The following is a 23589-nucleotide window of genomic DNA, read 5'->3' as shown; positions in this document are numbered from 1 at the left end:
TTTATCGGAAGAGGAGGACCTCCATGCGAGGGTTGAGTGGAAAACGGGTCATTGTGACCGGCGGTGGAAGCGGCATTGGCCGCGCAGTTTGCGAACGGTTCGGCGAAGAGGGCGCCGAAGTTGCCGTTTTCGATCTGAACAAGGATGGGGCGGAGGAAACTGTCCGACTGATCACCGAGGCTGGCGGGAAGGCGCAGGCCTTCAAGGTAGATATCACCGACCGTAGTCAAGTCGACACGGCGGTGGCCGAGTTCGAATCCGGCGGCCCGATTGATGTGCTGGTGAACAACGCCGGCTGGGACGTCAGCAGAATGTTTCTCGACACCGATGCCGATCTTTGGAAAAAGGTTATCGACATCAATCTTTACGGCCCGCTCAACATGCATCACGCGGTGCTTCCGGGCATGGTCAAGAGCGGCGGCGGTCGCGTGGTTAACATCGCCTCTGACGCTGGTCGTGTCGGGTCATCCGGCGAGGCGGTTTATTCAGCCTGCAAGGGCGGCATCATTTCGTTCACGAAGACCGTGGCGCGCGAGCTGGCGCGCAAAGGTATACAATTGAATGCGGTCGCCCCGGGACCGACCGACACACCTCTGTTCGCTCAATTTGCCGAGGGCGAGGCAGGTCAAAAGATCGCCGAAGGTCTCAAGCGGGCGATTCCGATGAAGCGCCTGGCGCAGCCGACGGATTACCCTGGCATCATCTGCTTCCTGTCGTCGGACGACGCAGGGTTCATTACCGGCCAGGTGATTTCGGTTTCGGGCGGCTTGTCCATGCACGGTTGAAGCCATGACAGCAGCGCCGGACACCAGGCGTTGCTGCCAAACCGTGCCAAAAGAGTTACCTCCCCGACTGGCCGCGCCTTTTGTGCGGCCCTTTTTCATTCTAGAAAGGTTGCGAATGTTTCAGCCAGGCTCTGACATCCAGCGGACAAGCACTCTGACCGCATTTCTGACGGGCTGCGGCATTGACAGTTACGAGGAACTCGTCCGCCGTTCGAATGAAGACCCAGACTGGTTCTGGGGCCGGATCATTGACCATGCCGGGATACGGTTCGCGCGGCCCTACAGCCGGTTGCGAGATATCTCCGAAGGGCCCGAATCGATCCGGTGGGCCGTCGGGAGTACTTTGAATCTGACGGAAACCTGTCTTGACGCCCGAATTGTCGATGGCTTGGGCGACAAGGTCGCAATCGACTGGGTCGGCGAAGACGGAAGCCGCCGCCGCTGGACCTATTCCGCCCTTACCGCCGAAGCCTCCCGCGTTGCCTCGGCCCTTGCCACGCGCGGTGTAAGGCCCGGTCAGGCGGTGGGCATCTATATGCCGATGATCCCCGAAATCGAGGCCGCGCTTCTGGGGATTGCCCGGCTGGGCGCGGTTGCGGTGCCGCTGTTTTCCGGTTTTGCGCCTCATGCCATCGTATCGCGCCTGAACGACGCGGATGCCGTGGCGGTGCTGACAGCGGATGCCACACCCCGGCGAGGCAAGCCGGTCTGGATGGAGGCGAGCCTCGCCCAGGCTTTGACCGACGTGCCATCGGTTCATACCGTGATCAGCCTGCGACGGTTCGGCGGTGCGGTAGCCGATCCCGCCCGCGATCTGGACTGGAGCGAAACCGTGGGCCGCGCCAGTCCGGAGCTTGCCGCCGTTCCGGTCAAGGCCGAAGCCACCTTTCTGATCGCCTATACGTCAGGCACCACCGGACGGCCCAAGGGCGTCGTGCATACCCATCTGGGCGTGCAGGCCAAGGCCACGGCCGATTTCCTGCTTTGCCTCGACATGAAACGGGATGACCGGCACCTCTGGATGACCGACATGGGGTGGGTCATGGGACCGCTTACCCTTTTGTCGGTGCTCTTGTCCGGTTCGACTCTGGTGCTGGCCGAGGGCGCACCATCAATGCCCGGCGATCCCTTCAGGCTGTTGCGTCTTGCGTCCGAGATGGAGGTCACGCATCTCGGCGTGGCCCCGACCCTGGTACGGCAGTTCATGACGCAGGATACTGAATCTTTGTCGGGCTACGACTTGTCGTCCCTGCGCATCGTCGCCTCGACCGGCGAGCCCTGGACCGAGGATGCCTGGCTCTGGCAGCTCGATCATATCTGTCGCCGCCGCGCCGTGCCGCTGAACATCTCGGGCGGGACCGAGCTTTTTGGCGCGATCCTGACCTCGACCGTGCTGCACGAGCTCAAGCCCGGCGGATTTTCGGCCCAGGCCCTGGGTGTCGGGGCCAAGGTTCTGCGCCAGGACGGCAGCGAAGCCGCACCGGGCGAGGTCGGCGAACTGGTCGTGACCCAGCCGCCTCTGGGTCTGACCCCGGCCATCTGGGGGGACCGCGATCGCTACCTTGAAACCTACTGGTCCACCTTCCCCGGCCTCTGGCGGCACGGCGACTGGGTGCGCTGCGATCCGGACGGGACATGGTATATCCTGGGCCGGTCGGACGACACGCTGAACATCGCCGGCAAACGCATCGGCCCGCCCGAGATCGAGGCGGCCCTGACCGAAACCGGAGAGGTGGTGGACGCCGCTGCCATCGCGGCACCTGATGACATCAAGGGCGTGGCCGTCGTCTGCGTCTGCGTGGCGGCCCCAAATGTGTCGCCGGACGCGGAGCTCGTGAACCGGCTCAAGGATCGTGTCGGAGAGATCGTCTCGAAGCCCTTCCGCCCGCGCGAGATCCACTTTGTCGAAGCGCTGCCCAAGACCCGCAGCATGAAAACCATGCGCCGTGTCGTGCGTGCCGCCTTTCTCGGTGAAGATCCGGGCGATCTGTCGTCGATCAGCAACCCGGAAACCATTCAGCCCATCGCAGACCTGCAAAAGGAAAAGTCATGATCACTGTTTTCGGAGCCACGGGCACGACTGGCGCGCCCCTCGTCGATACGCTTCTGGCAAAAGGCGCGTCCGTGCGCGCTGTCACCAGCGCCCCCTCCAAGTTAGATGCGCTAAGGGCCAAAGGATGCGAGGCGGTCGCAGCGGATTTCACGGACCCTGCCGCGCTGGCGCGGGCCTGTGACGGGGCAGAAAAGATATACCTGGTCACGCCTGCCCATCTGAACATGCGCCAGTGGAAGGCGAACGTGATCGAGGCGGCCAAGGCCGCGGGCGTGCGCCATATCGTTGTGGCCACGGGGCTTGGCGCGTCGCCCAAGGCGGGGCTGACCTTTGGAAAGTGGCATTCCGAAACCCAGGAGCTGCTGAAGCAAAGCGGCCTTGACTGGACCTTTGTCCAGCCGACCTATTTCATGCAGAACCTGCTGTGGCAGGCCGGCAACATTGCAAAGGACGCCGTGTACTATGACGATCTGGGCGGCCCCGTGGCCTGGATCGACGCCCGCGACATCGCGGATGTCGCCGCCGAGGCGCTGACCGCTCCGGGTTACGAAGGCAAGGCTCTTGGCCTGACCGGGCCCGAAGCTCTTGCAGGGGATGACATCGCGGCCCTTCTGTCCGGGGTGACGGGACGAACAGTGTCGTGCGTGTCCCTGTCGGCCGAAAATGCCAAGGCGGGCATGGTGGCTGGCGGAATGCAGGACGAGGTCGCCAGAGCCATGGTCGAATTGGCTTCCATCGCGCCCAAGGGCTACCTTGCCGGCATCGAGACCACGGTCAGTGATGTGATGGGACGCCCGGCGCGCCGATTTGCCGATTTCGTCGCCGAGAACCGGGATGCTTTCGTCAAGTAACCTGATGGAGCCGCCGCGTTATCTCGAACTGGCTCCGCCTGAGGAAGCGGCCAAACAGATCGACCATTTGTTCGTGTTCCGCGATACCGGTGTGCTGAGCGGTGGTGGACACGGGCGGTTCGCAACCGACCTCTTTACCCTTTCGGTAACGCGCGACGACAGCGGCGGCGGGCGCGTATCGCTGGCAGAACCGCGCCCCTATTTTTCGCCCCGCCCAAGGCCATTCCTGGGTGTCGTGGCCGGGCTGCGACTGTCGTCACGACCGCAGCGATTTCCCGACTCCAAAGGGCTGGACATGCTGGCCTCAGAACTGGCCCGGGTTCAGAACGGGGACGATGACCTGCCTGCGCTCATCGCGGTGCTTGACGGCCTTGCGAGAGACCTGCGCTTTGCCGCACCAACCGGAGCTTACAGCGACCGGACCAAACGTCGAAAGGTGCGGGCGGAAACCGGCGTGTCGCGGCGGCGGCTTGCGACCTTGCGACGCTTTCGCCGGGCTCTCGGGCAGCTTGCGTCAAAGACCCTGCTGCTGAGCGATCTGGCGCTGGACGCCGGATACTACGATCAATCTCACTTGTCCGCCGCTTGCCGGATCTTCGCCGGCAAACCGCCCGGCGCGTTGCGCGCTCTGTCTATTCCGCGTCGTTTTGACCTTTCGCTACAAGATACGCGCCTCAAAGACCGCCTAAGATTGGTCATTGACGAATGAAATCGAAGAGGAAGACCCGCCATGACACAATTCAAACCGAAAAACCCCGACTATGACGCACGCGTGCGCAACAGTTTCGATCGCCAGAAGGTGATGAACACGTTGGGGATCAGCATTGCCGAGTTGTTACCCGGCCGCATCGTTCTGGAAATGGCACATCAGGTTGCACTGACCCAGCAGCATGGGTTTTTGCATGCCGGAATCCTGTCGACAGCGCTGGACAGCGCCTGCGGATACGCGGCCTTTTCGCTGATGCCAGCGGACGCGGCAGTGTTGACGGCCGAATTCAAGATCAACCTACTCAACCCGGCGGACGGCGAACGGTTTCGCTTCGTCGCTGACGTGGTGAAACCAGGCAGGACGCTGACCATATGCGAGGCGCGTGCCTATGCCGTGAAGAGCCAGGATGAAAAGCTCGTCGCAACGATGACCGGAACGCTCATGGCGCTGATCGGGCGGGCGGGGGTCGCGGACTGAGCGCAACCCGGCCGCAGCACATCCGATCCGGGCGGCCGGGCCGATTATTCAGACAGCTGGATCAGCTGTTCCAGCGGCTCGCGACCTCGGCCAACCGTTTCCCGTAGGCGCGCGCGGTATCCAGATCGCCGCCAGCAGGTTCAGACCTGCCAAGCGGTAATGTTAGCCTTTAGCAGTGCGGTCGCCGATTGTCCCTCGTCAGGGTTTTTCGGAGAGCTGAGACTGTATCGTAACGGAGGATCTGGTTCAGTTTCTGTTCAAGTTTATGCGGCAGCGGCCTGATGCTGCAACCGTAATTGGAACGGATGGACGCCCACGGTGCCGATGGGCTGCCGTCACGCCGGAGTTTCCAGTCAGGGCGGAGCTGGCGCACCATTCCGGCCAAGCGCGAGAACTTTCGTGCTGCCTTCGCCGGGTTCGACTTTCGGGGAGTTGCGAACTTTGACGACAACGATATTAAGCGCCTACTTGCCGATGAAGGAATTGTTCGCTATCGAGGCAAGATCGAAGCCGTGATCAACAACGCTCGCCGTACTTTCGAGGTCGTCCAAGAGGAAGGCTCCTTCGCCGCATTCATCTGGCTATATGAACCTGCCAAGGACGACGCACTGCCACAAATGCGGTCCAAATCACCAGCGTCCGAGACCCTGTCCAAAGACCTACGAAAGCTTGGCTTCAAATTCGTGGGGCCGGCCACCGTATATGCATTCATGCAGGCCATGGGATTTATCAACGATCACGCAGAGGTCTGTTGGATGCGAAAGGACGTCGAAACAGCCCGAAACACCCTTCGCACACCGACATAGGCAACTGTCGGCCAATTAACGTGAAAAAAATTCAGGGCCACTTAGCGTGGAAAGTCACAGACAGGTTTCGCGTCAGTCGACCTAGACTTCAGAGCTTTGAGAGTAGCGAGGCCAATTGAGCGGCGTCTTTGGGTTTCAGCTTTGCGCCGATCCTTTCCGACAGAACCCGTTCATAGATCGGCCACATCGCCCTCCTGACAGATTTACCCTTTTCAGAGATAGAAATGTTTTGACCTCGCCCATCTTCCAAGCAGTCCTGTCGGTTCACCAGCCCTGCTTTCACCATACGGTTCAGCAGCCGCGAGGTACCGTATTGGGGTAACAAAATCCGGTCTTTGAGTTCGAATGGCCGGAGTCCGTCCGGGCCAGCCTTCTCGAGTTCGAGAAGCGCGTCATACCATGCAATTGGCGGGTATCCTGCCGATTTCAGAGACGTTTCGACAGCCTCAAGCAAAACGCGGCTTTTAGTCATGAGGGCTGTCCAGGCGGCCTCAGTAGCATGGTCAATCTCGTTCATATCCAGCACCTATCATGTACATGTAAGTGCATCAACCTTGACATCGCATGTGACGCGCTATATATAGATGCAACTGCATCGACATATGGGATCATATCATGTCACAATCGCACCTCACAGAATTTGGGATATTCCTGCTCCGTATAGCACTCGGGATCATGTTCCTGGCGCACAGCCTGTTTCTCAAGCTCTTCATTTTCACACTTCCCGGAACGGCGCAGTTCTTCATTTCGATCGGGCTGCCCGGCTGGTTTGCTTATATGGTCTTTGCAGTCGAGGCGATTGCCGGTGCCCTTTTGGTCCTCGGCGTACAGGCTCGGTGGGTCGCGTCGGCGACCGTGCCCATCCTGGCCGGTGCGACCTGGGCTCACTCCGGAAACGGCTGGATGTTCGGATACGAGAACGGCGGGTGGGAATACCCGGCCTATCTGACGCTGCTTGCCATCGTGCAAGGGCTTCTGGGCGACGGCCGTTTCGCCCTCAGCCCTTCCTTCGCGCCCGGTAACGTGCAGATGGCGGGAGAGACAACATGAGCCTCCACCTCATTAGCCATGCGCTCTGCCCATATGTGCAGCGCGCGGCGATCTCGCTCACTGAGAAAGGTGTCACGTTCGAGAGAACTGACATCGATCTTTCGAACAAGCCCGACTGGTTTCTTGCCATATCTCCGCTGGGCAAGACGCCTGTCCTGGTTGTGGACGGGACGCCGATTTTCGAATCTGCGGTTATCCTCGAATATCTTGAGGATACACAACCCCACGCGCTTCATCCGCACGACGCTCTCGATCGCGCCCGCCACCGTGCCTGGATTGAATTTGGATCTGCTGTCTTGAACGACATTGCGGGGTTCTACTCGGCGCCGAACGAGAAAGCGTTGGAAGAAAAAGTGGCGGCGCTCCGCGCAAAGTTCCTTCGGCTGGACGCGGAGCTTGGGGAGGGACCATGGTTCGATGGCCACCGGTTCAGCCTCGTCGATGTCGTATTCGGCCCGGTCTTCCGCTATTTCGACGTTTTTGACACCATCGGAGAGTTTGGCGTCTTCACAGGGCTTGCCCGTGTAAGGGCCTGGCGACATGAACTGGAGCGTCGGGTTTCTGTGAAGAATGCCGTCAGTGAAGATTACCCGACCCTTCTGCGTGACTTCATCAGACGGCGCAATTCTTACCTGTCCCAGATCATGCAGACAGGAGGGCCGAAGAAGACAGTTACACAGGTGCGATCGGCTGACCGCTGATCACTTGATATCGTTTTGTCGGGCCGCAGTACAGAACCGGACGTTTGAGGTCGCTTGGCGAATGTCCGCTTTGTCCCGCACATCGGATAGTCGCCGACTTTCCCTTGAAGGCCCGCAGCAGCCCCAACCGGCAATTGCCGGCAGTCCATGCCCGTCGGTGCGATGCGCCGGGTTACTGCTGCCCCCACAGCGCAACCGGGAACAAACCACCGATCGCACTGATGAATGGCTCAGGGATCTACGAATCCTCCTGAGCTCAAACACCCGGAAAACCCTAGCCGTGTAGTCCGACAGAGGGCTGCGCTTCAATCGCGGGTCAATCTATCCCAGATGGTGGATCACTTTCAGGGGGTTACTCCAAAGGGCGGGGATAAGAAGCTCGTGGCAACGAGGATAAGAACGCTTTTATCGCTATTGGGGCGAACTGGCGTGGCTGGCTGACGATCGGGTCAGAGCGAAAATTAATCTGCGAGCCGGGCTTCGAGGATATGCCGCTGGATCTTGCCGCTGGTCGATCTGGGAAAATCCTCGAACGCGATGAAGCGAATTTCGCGTGGTCGCTTATAGCCAGCGAGGCTTTCGCGGCACAAGTTCAGCAGCGCCTCGGCATCCGGCCCGTCATCGTCACAGGCGACAAAGGCCACCGGGCTTTCCCCCCATTTCGCGTCGAAGGCCCTTACCACGGCGGCATCGATCACATCGGGATGAGAAAGAAGCACACGTTCGATTTCCGCCGGATAGACGTTTTCACCTCCGGTCTTGATCAGGTATTTCGCCCGATCCACAAAGTCGACGGTGCCGTCCGCATTGCGCCGGAACAGATCGCCCATGTGGAAAAAGCCGTTGCGAAAGTCACGGGCATTGGTGTCGTCGGCGTTCCAGTACCCGGAAAACAGCGTCGGACCCCGAAGCGCCATTTCGCCCGGCGTTCCATCGGGGACTTCGCGGTCGTCGGGATCGACCAGCCGCACCTCGCAAAAGGCGCTGATGCGCTTGGACAGCCGGTCCGGGGTCACACCCGGCGCGATCAGATCGGCGGTTCCCGGCGGCAGGCCGGTTTCGGTCGCCCCGAAGGAATTCAGATAGGGCGTGTCCAGAAGACCGGTCAGTTCCGCGATCTGATGCGGCGGCACCAGATCAGCCATTGCGCCGCAAACCTTGATCCCCTTCAGCGGCAAAGGGTTGGCGTGCCGTTCGTTAATAAAAGCCTCCAGTGCCCCGGGCATCATCACGAACCAGCCGATCCTGTGGCGTGACAGCGCCTCGTTGATGACGGCGGGCTGCAGCCCGTCCACCATCACCACGGTCCCGCCCCGCAGGATCGTTGCCAGCGCATGATCGGTGGAGGCCATGTGGAACATCGGCGCCCAGGCGATGAACCCGTCGCCGGGATCCAGCGCCAGCTGGGCCGCAAAAACCATGGATCGGGCGATATGCGCGCGGTGGCTGATATGCGCCCCCTTGGGCAGGCCCGTGGTCCCCGAGGTATAGAGGATCGTCAGACCGGCCTCGGGGTCGTCAACCATGGTTCCGGTGCGCGGGTCCGGCTCGACCCCGGCAATGGCCGTTTCCAGGTCTGGCCCGACGGTTAGACAGGGTGTCGACGCGACGGCGCGGTAAGCTTCTGAAAGTTCCGGTTCGACAACCGCGAGAACCGGCTCGACCAGATCGATGCAGTGCCGCAGTTCATCGGGGGCAAGCCGCCAGTTCAGACAGGCGACGATCGCGCCGATTCCCGCTGCTGCAAGTTCGACCTCCAGGTATTCTGAGCGGTTATGCGACAGGATCGCGATCCTGTCTCCGGGCGCCACGCCTCGTGCCAGAAATACAGCCGCCAGACGATCGACCCGCTCCAGCAGTTCTGCATAGGTCAGTTTTCTGCTGCCGTCCTCGATGGCGAGGGCGCGGGCGCAGTCATGTGCGCGGGTTCGAAAGATCGAATACAGATCAGCGCGCCCCGCGCGGATGACGTCGGTCAGCATAGTTTCCCCCTTGCCCGAGCCTCGGTTCAGAGATCCTGCGCCAGGCGCACGCCCTCATCAATGGCGCGCAGCGCATCCAGTTCGGCGGCCTCCTTTGCCCCGCCGATCATCGTAACCGGGACGCCGCGCGCTACAACCTCTTTGGCCAGGGCCCGTTCCGGTTCCTGACCGGTGCACAGCACAATTGTATCGGCTGCGATGACCGTCGGGTTTCCGTCCGCGACGATGTGCAGCCCCGCATCGTCGATATGTTCATAGGTCACCCCGCCCATTGCCTCGACCCCATGTTTGCGCAGCGCGTTGCGCAGGATCCACCCTGTCGAAACACCAAGCCCCGCGCCCGGTTTAGCGGTCTTGCGCTGCAGCATGACGACCTTGCGGCGCGACGGCTTCGGTGCCAGAGGGTCGCCCGCCAGGGCACCCGAGGAGACAAACTCGGGGTCCACTCCCCAGGTTTCGCAAAAGACGTCGGAATTCGCGGTCTCGGCGGGTTTGGTCACTAGGAACTCGGCCACATCATGACCGATGCCCCCCGCCCCCATCACCACGACACGGTCGCCCGCCTCGCGGTCACCGGACAGAATTTCGGCGTAGGTCGCGACGCTGGGATGGTCGATACCCGGCAGGTCGGGAATGCGCGGCGTGACCCCGGTGGCGATGACCACATGGTCAAATCCCTCAAGATCGCTCGCCTCTGCCCGCTGTCCCAGACGCTGCGTGACCCCGTGTTTCTGCATCTGACCGGCATAATACCGCAGGGTTTCGTCGAATTCGTCCTTGCCTGGTGCGGCGCGGGCCAGATTCAGCTGACCGCCCAATTTGTCCTGCGCTTCGAACAGGGTGACATCGTGGCCCAGCCGTGCCGCCTCGGCGGCTGTGGCCATGCCCGCGGCACCACCGCCAACGACGGCCACTTTCTTTGGCGTGTCGGTTGGCGTATCCCGGAATTCCGTTTCACGCCCGGCCCTTGGATTGACCAGACATCCGACCGGCCGGTCCGAAAAAATGAAATCCAGGCAGGCCTGGTTGCAGGCAATGCAGGTGTTGATCTCGTCTGCGCGGCCCTCGCGCGTCTTTTTCACGAAATGCGGATCGGCCAGAAACGGGCGCGCCATCGAGATCATGTCCGCATCGCCAGAGGCAAGTATGTCTTCTGCAAGCTGGGGTGTGTTGATCCGGTTCGAGGCGACTACCGGGATCGACACCGCCGCTTTGACGTTGGCTGCCGCCTTGCGCCAGGCACCGCGCGGCACCGGGTAGGCGATCGTCGGCACGCGGGCCTCATGCCAGCCGATGCCGGTGTTCAGGATATCCGCACCCGCAGCCTCGATCTTGCGGGCCAGTGCGGCAATTTCTTCGGCGGGCGCGCCGCCCTCGACCAGATCGGCCGCCGAAATCCGGTAGATGACCAGAAAGTCGGGGCCGCAACGTTCGCGCACCGCGCGCACGATCTCGACCGGGAATCGGTGGCGGTTCGCGGCGCTGCCGCCCCAGTCGTCTTGGCGCTTGTTGGTGTGGGTGACGGTGAATTCGTTGATCAGGTATCCCTCGGACCCCATGATCTCGACGCCATCAAAGCCTGCGGCCAGCGCATTGGCGGCCGCTACGGCAAAATCCTCGATGGTACGGAGAATGTCGGCTTCGGTCATTTCACGCGGGATGAAACGGTTGATCGGGGCGCGGATCGGCGACGGGGCCACACACCCTTCGATCTTGGCATAGCGCCCGGCGTGGAGGAGTTGCGCGCAGACCAGGCTGCCTTCGGCCTGCACCGCCTCGCAGATCGGGCGCAGGTCAAGCGCTTCTTCCGGGTCATCGATTCTCGGACCTTCTGGATCGAATATGCCCTCGGCATTGGGCGAAAACCCGCCGGTGACCAGAATCGCCGCCTCCCCCCGCGCACGCTCGGCGTAAAACGCGATCTGTTTGGCTATGCCGTCAGGCTCGGTTTCCAACCGCGTGTGCATCGACCCCATGATGACACGATTTCGCAATGTATGCTGGCCTGCGCGGATGGGCGAGAGCATGGTTTCAAAGCTTCCATCTGGTCTATTTTTCACTTTGGTTCTCCTCCTCAAAACTGCACTTGATCTACATTCTAACATTTGTTAGATTTTTGGAAAGAAGATTTTCGCTCATGGGGAGGAGCACCGATGCAATTCCAGCCTACAGACGATCAGAAGGCGTTTCGCGAGACCGCAAAGCGCTTCGCAACTGAAAGGCTTGCGCCCACATATCAAGAACGCGCCAGCGGCCATACATTCGACCGTGCGCTGATCAAGGAGATGGGCGCACTGGGGCTGATCGGGGCCGATCTGCCCGAGGAATTCGGGGGTCTCGGCGAAAGCTCTGTCACGTCAGGGCTGATCGTCGAAGAGATCGCCTATGCCGATTTCAACGCAAGTTACGTGCAGCTTCTGGGCTCTCTCATGGGCGGAATGGTTGCCAAACATGCCTCCAAGGACATCGCGTCGGAATGGGTGCCCAAGGTTGTTTCGGGTGATGCGGTCATTGGCCTGGGCCTGACAGAGCCGCGCGGCGGTTCGGATGCGGCGAACCTGATTCTGAGGGCCGAGAAATCCGGCAACGGCTGGCGGCTGAACGGTGAAAAGACATCCATGAGTTTTGCCAGTCAGGCGGATGCGGCGGTCGTCTTTGCCCGTACCGGCGATCCTGATGGCGGCTCACGCGGGGTCAGCGCCTTTTTCGTCGATCTGAACCAGGAAGGCATCAAGCGCACCCATTTTGACGACATCGGCACCAAGCCTGTCGGGCGCGGCTCGGTTTTCTTTGACGATGTTTTCGTGCCGGCTGAAAACATGATGGCGGAACAGGACCATGCCTTTGGCACGATCATGGCGGGCTTCGACTATTCCCGCGCACTGATCGGGCTGGAGTGCCTGGGGGCCGCGCAAGCGTCGGTGGATGAAACCTGGGCCTACGTTCAGGAGCGCGAGGCATTCGGAGCCCCGATCGTGCAGTATCAGGGTGTCAGCTTTCCCTTGGCCGAGGCCGAGACCCAACTGACCATGATGCGCCAGCTTTGCTATTACACGTTGGACCTGCGCGACCGTGGCCTGCCCCACACCTCTCAGGCCGCCATGTGCAAATGGTACCTGCCCAAAACCGCCTGCGAGATCCTGCACCAGTGCCTGATCCTGCACGGACATTACGGCTACACCACCGACCTGCCCCACCACCAGCGCTACAACGATGTGCTCGGCTTGCAGATCGGTGACGGCACCGCGCAGATCCAGAAGCTGGTGATCGCCCGCGAGAAGGTCGGTCGCATGGCGCTGCAGTATGACAAGAAGGCGAAGGGAGCCTCGAAATGAGCGACCCCATCCTCGTCACTTCCGAGGGCAACACCGGCATCATCGAACTGGCCCGCCCCGAGAAATTCAATTGCCTGTCACTTGAGGTGCATGAGCGTATTTCTGTCGCGCGTGCGGAATTCGAGGCGAACCCCGCTATTCGGGCGATCCTCATCCGGGCGCAGGGCAAGCACTTTTGCACCGGTGCCGATCTGGTGGAAGTGAAAGGTAAATTGAACGATCCCGCCGCGCTGGACCATTTCATCGCCTTTGGCATGAACAACCTGCGTGCGCTCGAAACCTCCTCCCTCCCTGTCGTGGTGGCAGTGCAGGGGTTGTGTCTGGCCGGCGGGATCGAACTGATGCTGGCATGCGATGTGTGTTTCGCGGCCGAAAGCGCCCAGTTTGGCGATCAGCACGCGCAATTCGGGCTGATTCCCGGTTGGGGTGGCTCGCAGCGGTTGACACGGTTGATGGGGCAGCGCAGGGCGCTCGACCTGATGTTCTCGGCCCGCTGGCTCAAGTCGGACGAGGCCAAAGAGGCCGGATTGGTCAACTACATCGTGCCGGATGCGGACCTGCACAAGTCTGCGCTGGAATACTGCGAGAAAATCGCCACCCGTTCACGTCCCGGCATCGCCGAGATGAAGCGGTTGGCGCGCGAAGGCGCGGACCTTGGTATCGACCAGCAGATGCGGCTTGAGCGCGATGCCGCCGTGCGCGCACTGCCCAGCGATGACGTGGCCGAGGGCCTCGATGCATTCGAGAACCGGCGCGCCCCCGAATTCAAGGCTTGAGGACGAAGCATGGATTTCATTTTGAACGACGAACAACGCCAGATTTACGACTATGGCGGCCAGCTGGCGCAGAAGTTCGACAACGATTACTGGCTGAGACACGCACGCAAGCACGAGTTTCCGCACGAAATGTTCCGCCAGATCGCCGATGACGGCTTCCTCGGCATCATGGTGCCCGAGGAATATGGCGGCGCGGGCCTTGGTATGACCGAAATGGCCCTGTTCATGGAGGGCACCGCCAATCACGGCATTCCTCTTTTGATGATGGTGGTCGGGCCGACCATGTCGCTGGCCCATATCGCCAGCCACGGGAGCGAGTTCCACAAGAAAGAACTGCTGCCGGCTGCCTGCCGCGGTGATATCCAGTTCTGTTTCGCGATCACCGAACCGGGGGCCGGGTCTAACACGATGAAGGCCACTACGCTGGCCAAGCGTCGAGGCAACCGGTTCAGCCTGTCGGGCGAAAAGACCTTCATCACCGGGGCCGAAGTGGCCGACTACTGCCTCGTGGTGGCGCGGACCAAACCGCATACCGAGGTCAGCCGCAAGACCGACGGCTTTACCCTGTTCGCCGTGGATCTGAAGAAAAAAGGCGTCGACAAGCAGCGGGTGAAGATCTCGATCCCCCTGCCCGAGGAGCAGTGGACACTGTTCTTCGACGATGTGGATCTCGGCCCCGAGGATGTGGTCGGCGAGGTGGACGAAGGGTTCTCGATCCTGTTCGACAGCCTCAACCCCGAGCGTATCATCCTGGCCGCCTTGTGCTGCGGCATCGGCCGGTTCGCCCTGAACAAGGGCGTGGCCTATGCCTCCGAGCGCAATGTGTTCGGCCAACCCATCGGTGCGCACCAGGGCGTGCAGCATCCGATGGCCAAGGCGCACACAGCGGTCGAGATGGCCAGTCTGATGACCCGGCGCGCGGCATGGGAGTTCGACAACAAGCTGCCTGCCGGTGCGTCGTCGAACATGGCGAAATATGCCGCCGCCGAAGCCGGGATCGAAGCGGTCGACGCGGCGCTTCAGGCGCATGGTGGATCGGGCTTTACCGAAGATACGGGACTTTACGAAATGTACCCGCTGGTCCGCCTGCTGCGCACAGCGCCGGTGAACCGCGAACTGTGCCTGAGCTTTATCGGCGAAAAGGTCATGGGCCTGCCACGATCCTATTGATCGCCACGGCTTGGAACGGAGAACGACATGCAATTTGGAATGCGCTTCCGGCGGGAGGATGCCGCCGACAAGGTAAATGATCGCTTCTGGCACGCGATCGAGGGCACGCCGCTCGACGAGGTGCGCCGTATTCAGGAAGAGCGGCTGCGTGACCAGATGGCCTATCTCAAGTCGAATTCGACCTTCTATCAGGAAAAGTTCGCCGACGCCGGTGTCGATTTCGACGAGATTCGCAGCATCGAAGACCTGCAGAAGCTGCCTTACACCTACAAGACCGAGATCCGCGAAAGCCTTGCTGCGGAACCGCCCTTCGGCAAGCACCGCGCGGCACCAATGTCGGACATCATCCAGATGCAGGCCTCGTCGGGCACCACCGGCAGCCCCTCGTATGTGGCCCTGACCGAATCCGACGCCGAAATGTGGCACGAGATGACGGCGCGCTGCTTCTTCGCCAACGGGGTGCGACCGGGCGATATGGTGTTGCACGCGTTTTCGCTGGCCAAGGGCTTTGTCGGCGGCATCCCGGTGATGCAGGGATTGCAGTACATGGGCACGATCGATGTGCCGGTGGGGGCGGATGGCGGTGCAGAACGTCTGCTGCGCGCCTGCGCAGACACGCGGCCGCGTTGCGTGGTCGGCGCTCCGAACTTTGTTCTGCACCTGGCCGAAAAGGCTCCCGAGGTGCTGGGATGCAAGGCCAGCGAACTGGGTATCGAGCGCGTGATCGTCGGCGGCGAACCCGGCGGCGGCATTCCCGCAATTCGGGCAAAGATCGAAAAGGCCTGGGGTGCGAAATGCACCGAGATGCTGGGCGGCACCGATCTGGGCGTGACATACTGGGCCGAGTGCGACGCCCAGTCGGGTATGCACATGGTCAACATGGACTATATCATCACCGAATTGCTCGACCCCGAAAGCGGCGAAATCATCCCCTGGGAAAAAGGTGCCGAGGGCGAGATGGTCTATACCGCGCTCGGCCGCCAGGCGAGCCCGCTCGTGCGGTTCCGGTCAGGCGATTATATCGAAGTGATCGATACCGAATGCTCCTGCGGCCGCACCGGGCCGAAGATCCGCTGTACCGGCCGGACCGACGACATGCTGATCGTCCGGGGGGCCAATGTCTTCCCGTCGGCGATCAACAGCGTCATTACCGAAATGGTGCCGGACACCAATGGCGTCATGCGCATCGTGGCCGATTTCGAGGGCCACACCACGCAGGGCGCGCTGACGGTGATTGTCGAACGCGGCCCCAATCGCGATCCGGCCGATGACGTCACCCTCAAAAAGAAAATCGAGCAGCGCCTGCGCGAATCCTTGGTCTTCAAGGCCGACGTTCACCTGGTTGCGGCCGACACTTTCGAAAAACCTGGCGCCGCCAAGGTCGCCTTCGTTCTCAGGAAATATCCAGACCTGCCATGACTAGAATGAAATCCCTTCTCGACACCGCGTCGGACGACTTCCGCGCCAACGACGTGTCTTACCGCGAAAAGGTCGATGAACTACATGCCCTCCGGCTCTTACAGCGCGTCGGCGGCCCCGAAATGGCGCGCAAACGTCATGTGGACAAAGGCAAAATCCTGCCGCGCGAACGGATCGAACGACTGATCGACCCGGGCACACCATTTCTGGAACTCGGCGAGTTGGCCGGACTGAATATGCACAAGGGAGTTCCACCCGGCGCCGGCATCATCACCGGTATTGGCGTGATCGAAGGCCGTCAGTGCATGATCATCGCCAATGATGCCACCGTAAAGGGCGGCACCTATTTCGGGATCACCTGCCGCAAACACGTCCGGGCACAGAAAATTGCCTGGAAAAACCGCCTGCCCGTCATCACCCTCGTGGACTCCGGCGGTGCCTTCCTGCCCGACCAGGCCAACCTTTTCCCCGACGAAGGCCAGTTCGGCTCCATCTTTCACCAACAGATCGGCATGTCTGGCGATGGTGTGCCGCAAATCGCCGTGGTCATGGGGCCCTGCACCGCGGGTGGTGCCTATATCCCCGCGCTCTGTGACGAAGTGGTGATCGTGCGCGGTCAGGGCTTTATGTATCTAGGCGGACCGGAATTGACCTTTGCCGCAACCGGCGAAAAGGTCGAAGCCGAAGAACTGGGTGGCGGCAAGATGCATTCGTCCGTCTCCGGTGTGACAGACCATTTGGCCGAAGATGACGCCCACGCTCTGGCCATCACGCGCGAAATTGTCAGCCATCTTGGCGAAAAACCCCAACCCCGCAAGACGCCCGAAACGCCCCGTGCGCCCGCCTACCCGGTCGAAGAGATTTATGGACTCATCAGCCGCGACCCCAAGGTGCCGACCGACAACCGCGAAATCGTGGCTCGGTTGGTCGATGAGAGCGATTTTCACGAATTCAAACCGCTTTATGGCGACACGATCATGACCGGCTGGGGCCGCATCCACGGCCACGAGGTCGGTATTCTCGCAAATACAGGCGTGCTTTTCGTCGAAGCCGCACTGAAGGCCACGCATTTCATCAATCTCTGCGTCCAGCGTGATATTCCGCTGCTGTTCCTGGCCGATGTGAACGGCTTCATGGTGGGCCGCGAGGTCGAGCAGATGGGCATTGCCAAGGCTGGCGCCAAGATGATCACGGCCATGTCTTCGGCCCGGGTGCCGAAATTCACCATTATCACCGGCGGCTCCTATGGGGCGGGATACCTGGCCATGCTGGGCCGCCCGTTCCAGCCGGACGCAATGTTTGCCTGGCCGACGGGACGGTCGGCGATCATGGGGCCGGAACAGGCCGCCAGCGTGCTGGCTCAGGTCCGCGCGCAGATCAACGAACGCGAAGGCAAAAGCTGGACCCCCGAGGAGGAGGAAGCCTTCAAGGCACCGATCCGCAAGGAATACGAAGATTTTCAGGGAGCCTATAATTTTGCTTCCAACCTTTGGATCGACAGCGTGATCGAGCCCTGTGAGACCCGTGATGTCATGGCGCTGATGCTGGATGTGACATCGCGCAGACCCAAGGTCGATACCAAATTCGGCGTGTTCAGGATGTGAGGAGCGAACCGTGAAAATCAAGACGCTTCTGATCGCCAACCGCGGCGAAATTGCCTGCCGGATCGCGCGCACTGCGCGGGCCAGCGGTATCATTCCCGTCGGCGTGCATTCGCAGGCCGACGCCAATGCCCTGCATGTCCGCGAGATTGGCAAATCTGTCTGTATCGGCGCCGGACCTGCATCCGAGAGCTATCTGAAAATCGACGCGGTGATTGCCGCTGCGCAATCAGTGGGCGCGGATGCGATCCATCCCGGTTATGGCTTTCTGGCCGAAAACCCCGATTTTGCTCGTTCGGTCGAAGCCGCCGGCATGATCTTCATGGGGCCGACGCCTGAAACGCTTGAACGTTTCGGCGACAAGGCCAGCGCCAAAGAGGCCGCCGTGGCGGCCAGCGTCCCGGTGATTTCGGGCGCCGAAGGTGCGCGGTCCGATCCCGAGCAGATTGCCGAGGAGGTGCGCCAAATGGGCCTGCCGGTGCTGCTCAAGGCGGTCGGCGGCGGTGGTGGGCGCGGACAACGGCTCGTCACTGACGAAACCACGCTGGTCGAGGACATCGAAGGCGCGCTGCGCGAAGCAAAATCCACCTTCGGCTCCGAAGGGCTGCTGTTGGAGCGTTTCCTGCCCGAGGCGCGCCATGTTGAAGTGCAGATCGCAGGTGACGGCAAAGGCCATGTGGTGCATCTGTTCGAACGCGATTGCACGCTTCAGCGCCGCCACCAGAAGGTCATCGAGGAAGCCCCGGCCTGGGGTCTGCCCCGAACGCTTCTGGACGACATCGCACGCGACGCGGTGCGCTTGGGCGAAACGCTGGACTATCGCGGGCTGGGCACGGTCGAATTTCTGGTCGCGGGTGGCGAGTATTTCTTCCTTGAGGTGAACCCGCGCATTCAGGTGGAACATCCCGTCACCGAAGCGATCACCGGGCTGGACCTTGTCGCGCTTCACCTGCGGATTGCCGAAGGCGCGGGCCTTGGACTGGTGCAGGACGATCTGACGATCAACGGCCACGCGGTCGAGGCGCGGCTTTACGCCGAAGATCCGGCGATGCAATTCGCCCCGTCGACGGGCACGCTCTCCACGCTCAGCCTGCCATCGGGCCTGCGCATCGACAGCGGCGTCGAAGAAGGCGATGCCGTCACGCCCTACTACGACCCGATGATCGCCAAGCTGATCGTGCACGCGCCCGACCGGGAAACCGCATTGGCACGTCTGGCCACGGCGCTTGATCATGTCGCGGTCGAAGGTGTCGAGACCAATCGCGCCTTTCTAACGGCGCTGGCGCGAAACCATGAATTCGAACGGATGCAGGTGCATACCCGCTGGATCGACGGCAGGCTGGATGAGCTGACACAGGCACCCGGCCTGACCCGCCCCGATCTGTGGAAGGCGACCGCTGCCATTCTCTTCGTGACCCAGTCGCGCAGCGACACAAACGCCAATCCCTGGACCAACCGTGATGCCTTTACCGGCTGGCGGCTTGGACTGGGCGGCGATGCGATTGAAGCGGGGCAGCGCGTGACGCTTACCGATTCTGACGAGGTATCCGAAGAACTGCGCGTCAGTCCTGTCAAACCGGGTGCCAAGTACACCATCCATTCGGAGAAAGGCGAGGCGCTGATACTGTCGGCACGTGAACTGACCCCGGGCCGTTGGCGTGTCGGCGAAGGCGACACCGTCCATCTGATCGACGCGCGCCTGCACGCGGGCGTGATCGAACTGGATACGCCCGAAGGCCGCCTGGTATTTCGGCCCGCCGCGCCCCTTGCCTTTGCCGGCGACAATGCCGCGGCGGATCGCGCCGTGACCTCTCCGCTGACCGGCATGATTGTCGAAATCAAGGTCTCCGATGGTCAGAGCGTGGCCGAAGGCGACGTGGTCGCGGTCATGGAATCCATGAAACTCGAAATCTCGATCCGGGCGGCCGCGGCCGGGATCGCCAGCAATATATCCGTCTCGAATGGGGACATGGTCGATCGCGGCCAGGTCATCGCCGAGATCCTGCCATCCGAGGAGTGATGAAATGAGCGACTTTCCCAAATTCGTAGAATTTCGTGAAGAAGGCCCGCGTGAGGGTTTTCAGATCGAAAAGAAGATTTACCCGATCGAAGAGCGGATCGAACTGATCGACATGCTCAGCGAAACCGGCTTGAAACGCATTCAGGTCGGCAGCTTTGTCAGCCCGAAATACGTTCCTCAGATGGCGGACACCGGCGAGTTGTTCCAGCGTATCAAGCGCAAACCGGGCGTGAACTACACATCGCTGTGGCTGAACGACAAAGGGTTTCGCAAGGCCCTGACCGCGCATGAGGTCGATATCGACCCGCGTCTGCTGTTCTATCCTTCCGAAGCATTCGCCCAATCGAACAACAATTGTTCCTCGGCCGAGATGCGGGAAAAACAACGTGACTGGGTCCGTCTTTACAAGGAAGAGGGATATACCGTCGACGCGGCCTATGTGATGACCGCCTTCGGCTGCAACCTCGAGGGCCCCATCCCCCAAGAACGCATCTTGGACGATTTCCGCTTTATCCTTCAGCTATGCGAAGAAGAGAACATCCCCGTGCCGATCCTCGTGGTCGCCGACACCATGGGTTGGGGAAACCCCGAGGCGGTCAAACGGATGATCGGCGCCCTGCGCGAATTGGCGCCCGAGGCGCGCATCGGTATGCACATCCATGACACACGTGGGCTGGGGATCGCCAACGTTTATGCGGCCCTGTCGATGGGCGTGGACATGTTCGAAAGCTCCGTCGCCGGTCTTGGCGGCTGTCCTTTCGCGGGCCACGGCCACGCGCGCGCCGCAGGAAATGTCTGCACCGAGGATTCAGTGTTCCTGTGTCACGAGCTCGGCATCGAAACCGGCATTGATCTGGACAAGCTGATCGCAGCGGCGGTCAAAGCAGAAGAGATCATCGGTGTGCCGCTCATGGGCCGGGTCATGCACACCGGCGGGTTGGACAAATACCGCAAGTCACGCTGAGGGAGCAAGAAGATGACAAAAGCACTTGACGGAAAGGTCGTTCTGGTCACCGGGGCCGGCGGTGGGATCGGGCGTGATATCGCCTTGATGGCAGCCGCAGAAGGCGCCGCCGTGGTGGTCAATGATCTGGGCGCATCCCTGAAAGGCACCGGTCAGACAGAAACTGCGGCGCAGAAAGTCGTCGAAGAGATCAAGGCGGCGGGCGGCGATGCGATCGCCGATGGCGGCAACGTCACCGATCCGGACGCCGCGCGCGCGATGATCGAGGCGGGTGTCAAGGAATTCGGCCGCATCGACGCGGTGGTGAACAACGCCGGCATCCTGCGCGACGGGTTCTTCCACAAAATGACCTACGAGGATTTCGACGCGGTGGTGAAGGTCCATCTCTATGGCGCCTTCAACACCAGCCGCGCGGCGGCCGATTATTTCCGCGAGCAAGAGGGCGGTGCTCTGGTGCACATGACCTCGACCTCGGGGCTGATCGGCAATCTGGCGCAGGCGAATTATTCGGCGGCAAAGCTGGGCATCGCGGCCTTCTCGAAATCGGTAGCGCTCGACCTGAAACGCTGGAACGTGCGGTCAAACTGCATCGCGCCCTTCGCCTGGAGCCGGATGATCTCGTCTATCAAGACAGACACCCCGGAACAGGTGGCACGGGTCGAAAAGATCAAGGAGATGACACCGGCCAAGGTTGCACCGATGGCCTGTTTCCTGATGAGCGACCGCGCGGCTGACGTGTCAGGACAAATCTTTGCGGTTCGCAAGAACGAGATCTTCCTGTTCAACCAGCCCCGCCCGGTGCGGTCGGTTCATTCCGATGATGGCTGGACCGCCGATGAAATCGCCGAGCGCGCCATTCCCGCGCTCAAATCACAGTTCACGCCGCTCGAAGTTTCGGCGGATGTCTTTTCGTGGGATCCGGTTTGATGGGAAAACGCAAAGAAAAAATCAGCTCCGACATTGCCTGGAGCACCTCTGACAAGATCAGCGTGCGTGGGCTCGATCTGCCCAACGAGATCCTGGGCCACATGAACCTCGGCGATCTGGCGTTTCTGCAGTTGACGGGTCGCAAGGCCACGCCCGAGGAAAGCCGCGTCTTTAACGCTATCGTCATTACCTTGGTCGAACATGGTATCACGCCCTCGGCCCTGGCGGCGCGGATGACCTATATGGGGGCGCCGGAATCGCTTCAGGCGGCTGTGGCGGCTGGCTTGTGCGGGCTGGGCACCGTCTTTGTCGGTTCTATGGAGGGTGCCTCGAAGATGCTTTACGAGGCACTGCCACAGGACAAGTTGGGCACCGGTGTCGATCTGGATGCGCTGGCCGTCGAGACGGTGGAAAAATTCCGCGCCCGCAAGATGATCGTGCCGGGGCTGGGCCATCCGGTGCACAAGCCGGTCGATCCGCGCACACCTCGCCTGTTCCAGATCGCTGCCGAGAACGGCAAGTCCGGTGAATACATCGAGTTGATCCAGAAAATTCAGGCCGTTGCCGAAGAAAAATCGGGTAAGATGCTGCCGATCAACGCCACCGGGGCGATCGGAGCGATCTGCTGTGAATTTGGCTTCCCCTGGAAGATCGTGCGGGGCTTTGGCGTCATGGCACGCGCCATCGGTCTGGTCGGTCATATCCTCGAAGAGAGCGAAAACCCGATTTCCTATGAGCTTTGGCAGCGTGCCGAGCAGGAAATTCTTGAAACGTCGGGTCCGGGAGCGAAGTAACCGATGCAGACGTCAGCCCCAGACACTCACACCGATCTGCGCGACGCCTTGCGCGCACTTTGCGCGCAGTTTCCGCCAGAGTATCATCGCAAGTTCGGCGAAGACGAAACCTACCCCGAGGAATTCGTCGATGCGCTGACCCGCGAGGGCTGGCTTGCCGCGATGATCCCAGAGGAATACGGTGGCTCGGGTCTGGGGTTGACCGAAGCCTCGATCATCATGGAGGAGGTGAACCGCTGCGGCGGAAACGCGGGCCATTGCCACGGGCAGATGTATAACATGGGCACGCTGCTGCGGCATGGTTCGGATGAGCAAAAGCAGAAATACCTGCCCGGCATCGCCAGCGGCGCGTTGCGCCTGCAATCCATGGCCGTGACCGAACCGACAACCGGGACCGACACCACCAAACTGAAGACCACCGCGGTCAAGAAAGGTGACCGGTATGAGATCAATGGCCAGAAGGTCTGGATCAGCCGTATCCAGCATTCCGACCTGATGATCCTGCTGGCACGCACCACGCCGCTGAGCGAGGTCAAGAAAAAGTCGCAGGGCCTGTCGATCTTTATGGTCGATCTGAAAGAGGCTATCGGCAACGGGATGGAGGTCCGCCCCATCGCCAATATGCCCGGCCACGAAACCAATGAAGTGTTTTTCGACAACCTGGAAATCCCCGCCGAGAACCTGATCGGCACCGAGGGGCGCGGGTTTTACCATATTCTTGACGGGTTGAACGCCGAACGGACCCTGATTGCGGCGGAATGTATCGGTGATGGATACTGGTTCGTCGACAAAGCCCGCGCCTATGCCGGTGACCGCGTGGTCTTTGACCGTCCCATCGGCCAGAACCAAGGCGTGCAATTCCCTATCGCCAGGTCTTATGTGAACATCGAGGCCGCCAATCTGATGCGCTTTGAAGCCTGCAGGCGGTTCGATGCTGGGCTGGATTGCGGAGCACAGGCGAATATGGCTAAGCTGCTGGCTTCGGAGGCCAGCTGGGAAGCGGCCAATGCCTGCATTCAGACCCATGGCGGCTTCGGTTTCGCACGGGAATACGATGTCGAGCGCAAGTTCCGCGAGGCGCGCCTCTATCAGGTCGCCCCGATCTCGACCAACCTGATCCTGTCATATGTCGGAGAACATATCCTCGGCATGCCAAGATCGTTCTGAAG

The 23589-nt window shown here is 61.2% G+C and carries 20 protein-coding genes and 1 pseudogene; 18 read left to right on the top strand and 3 right to left on the bottom strand.

Annotated features, from left to right (window positions below; genetic code table 11):
- The first annotated feature begins 23 nt into the window (after positions 1-23).
- The 6 genes and pseudogenes from FIU94_RS17010 to FIU94_RS16985 all read left to right on the top strand — a co-directional run bounded on the left by FIU94_RS17010 (position 24) and on the right by FIU94_RS16985 (position 5681).
- On the top strand, positions 24-785 hold the full coding sequence (locus FIU94_RS17010) for a glucose 1-dehydrogenase (RefSeq protein WP_152467136.1): 762 nt from the start codon (positions 24-26) through the stop codon (positions 783-785).
- 115 nt (positions 786-900) lie between these two features.
- The gene (locus FIU94_RS17005) at positions 901-2838 is read left to right on the top strand and encodes an AMP-binding protein (RefSeq protein WP_152467135.1); all 1938 of its coding nucleotides are present in this window, start codon (positions 901-903) and stop codon (positions 2836-2838) included.
- Entirely contained in the window at positions 2835-3689 is an 855-nt protein-coding gene (locus FIU94_RS17000; RefSeq protein ID WP_152467134.1) for an SDR family oxidoreductase, read from the top strand. The genes FIU94_RS17005 and FIU94_RS17000 overlap by 4 nt, the downstream gene beginning before the upstream one ends.
- The gene (locus FIU94_RS16995) at positions 3673-4398 is read left to right on the top strand and encodes a helix-turn-helix domain-containing protein (RefSeq protein WP_152467133.1); all 726 of its coding nucleotides are present in this window, start codon (positions 3673-3675) and stop codon (positions 4396-4398) included. The genes FIU94_RS17000 and FIU94_RS16995 overlap by 17 nt, the downstream gene beginning before the upstream one ends.
- Positions 4399-4419: 21 nt before the next feature.
- A complete protein-coding gene (locus FIU94_RS16990; protein ID WP_152467132.1) occupies positions 4420-4875 on the top strand; it encodes a PaaI family thioesterase in 456 nt (151 codons plus the stop codon).
- Between the two features lie 265 nt (positions 4876-5140).
- A pseudogene (locus FIU94_RS16985) lies at positions 5141-5681 on the top strand (DNA-3-methyladenine glycosylase I).
- Between the two features lie 88 nt (positions 5682-5769).
- Here FIU94_RS16985 and FIU94_RS16980 read toward each other — a convergent pair.
- A complete protein-coding gene (locus tag FIU94_RS16980) occupies positions 5770-6198 on the bottom strand; it encodes a MarR family winged helix-turn-helix transcriptional regulator (RefSeq protein WP_232237122.1) in 429 nt (142 codons plus the stop codon).
- Between the two features lie 98 nt (positions 6199-6296).
- Here FIU94_RS16980 and FIU94_RS16975 point away from each other — a divergent pair, with 98 nt between their 5' ends.
- Together FIU94_RS16975 and FIU94_RS16970 are read left to right on the top strand one after the other, a co-directional pair.
- Entirely contained in the window at positions 6297-6731 is a 435-nt protein-coding gene (locus tag FIU94_RS16975; RefSeq protein WP_036051600.1) for a DoxX family protein, read from the top strand.
- Positions 6728-7432, top strand: a complete 705-nt coding sequence (locus tag FIU94_RS16970) for a glutathione S-transferase family protein (RefSeq protein WP_043753650.1) — start codon at positions 6728-6730, stop codon at positions 7430-7432. The genes FIU94_RS16975 and FIU94_RS16970 overlap by 4 nt, the downstream gene beginning before the upstream one ends.
- 461 nt (positions 7433-7893) lie before the next feature.
- On the opposite strand, the gene FIU94_RS16965 is transcribed toward FIU94_RS16970, so the two are convergent.
- Positions 7894-9414 carry a class I adenylate-forming enzyme family protein gene (locus FIU94_RS16965; RefSeq protein ID WP_152467131.1) on the bottom strand — a complete coding sequence of 507 codons (1521 nt, stop codon included), beginning with the start codon at positions 9412-9414 and terminating at the stop codon, positions 7894-7896.
- A gap of 26 nt (positions 9415-9440) precedes the next feature.
- Positions 9441-11441: an NADPH-dependent 2,4-dienoyl-CoA reductase gene (locus tag FIU94_RS16960; protein ID WP_152467196.1), complete on the bottom strand. Its 2001-nt coding sequence runs from the start codon at positions 11439-11441 to the stop codon at positions 9441-9443.
- Between the two features lie 126 nt (positions 11442-11567).
- Here FIU94_RS16960 and FIU94_RS16955 point away from each other — a divergent pair, with 126 nt between their 5' ends.
- From FIU94_RS16955 to FIU94_RS16910, 10 genes are read left to right on the top strand one after another with little or no spacing between them, the layout of a single operon-like run.
- Positions 11568-12749: an acyl-CoA dehydrogenase family protein gene (locus FIU94_RS16955; protein ID WP_043753664.1), complete on the top strand. Its 1182-nt coding sequence runs from the start codon at positions 11568-11570 to the stop codon at positions 12747-12749.
- Positions 12746-13525 carry an enoyl-CoA hydratase/isomerase family protein gene (locus FIU94_RS16950; protein ID WP_027264403.1) on the top strand — a complete coding sequence of 260 codons (780 nt, stop codon included), beginning with the start codon at positions 12746-12748 and terminating at the stop codon, positions 13523-13525. Before FIU94_RS16955 ends, FIU94_RS16950 begins: the two co-directional genes overlap by 4 nt.
- Positions 13526-13534: 9 nt before the next feature.
- The gene (locus FIU94_RS16945) at positions 13535-14695 is read left to right on the top strand and encodes an acyl-CoA dehydrogenase family protein (RefSeq protein ID WP_027264402.1); all 1161 of its coding nucleotides are present in this window, start codon (positions 13535-13537) and stop codon (positions 14693-14695) included.
- 27 nt (positions 14696-14722) lie between these two features.
- On the top strand, positions 14723-16114 hold the full coding sequence (locus tag FIU94_RS16940) for a phenylacetate--CoA ligase family protein (protein WP_136340197.1): 1392 nt from the start codon (positions 14723-14725) through the stop codon (positions 16112-16114).
- Positions 16111-17718, top strand: coding sequence for an acyl-CoA carboxylase subunit beta (locus tag FIU94_RS16935; RefSeq protein WP_152467130.1), 1608 nt, complete (start codon positions 16111-16113; stop codon positions 17716-17718). The genes FIU94_RS16940 and FIU94_RS16935 overlap by 4 nt, the downstream gene beginning before the upstream one ends.
- 10 nt (positions 17719-17728) lie before the next feature.
- Positions 17729-19735 (top strand): biotin carboxylase N-terminal domain-containing protein, encoded by a 2007-nt coding sequence (locus FIU94_RS16930; protein WP_152467129.1) that lies wholly within the window; start codon positions 17729-17731, stop codon positions 19733-19735.
- 4 nt (positions 19736-19739) lie between these two features.
- A complete protein-coding gene (locus tag FIU94_RS16925; protein WP_152467128.1) occupies positions 19740-20699 on the top strand; it encodes a hydroxymethylglutaryl-CoA lyase in 960 nt (319 codons plus the stop codon).
- A gap of 12 nt (positions 20700-20711) precedes the next feature.
- On the top strand, positions 20712-21626 hold the full coding sequence (locus FIU94_RS16920) for an SDR family NAD(P)-dependent oxidoreductase (RefSeq protein ID WP_152467127.1): 915 nt from the start codon (positions 20712-20714) through the stop codon (positions 21624-21626).
- A complete protein-coding gene (locus tag FIU94_RS16915) occupies positions 21626-22420 on the top strand; it encodes a citryl-CoA lyase (protein ID WP_152467126.1) in 795 nt (264 codons plus the stop codon). The genes FIU94_RS16920 and FIU94_RS16915 overlap by 1 nt, the downstream gene beginning before the upstream one ends.
- A 3-nt stretch (positions 22421-22423) precedes the next feature.
- Positions 22424-23587, top strand: a complete 1164-nt coding sequence (locus FIU94_RS16910) for an acyl-CoA dehydrogenase family protein (protein WP_152467125.1) — start codon at positions 22424-22426, stop codon at positions 23585-23587.
- The last annotated feature ends 2 nt before the right edge of the window (positions 23588-23589 follow it).

Origin of the sequence: Sulfitobacter sp. THAF37 (assembly GCF_009363555.1) — a bacterium.
GTDB lineage: Bacteria > Pseudomonadota > Alphaproteobacteria > Rhodobacterales > Rhodobacteraceae > Sulfitobacter.
Note: the sequence above shows the minus strand (reverse complement) of the source record. Positions and strands in the feature narration are given on the sequence as shown.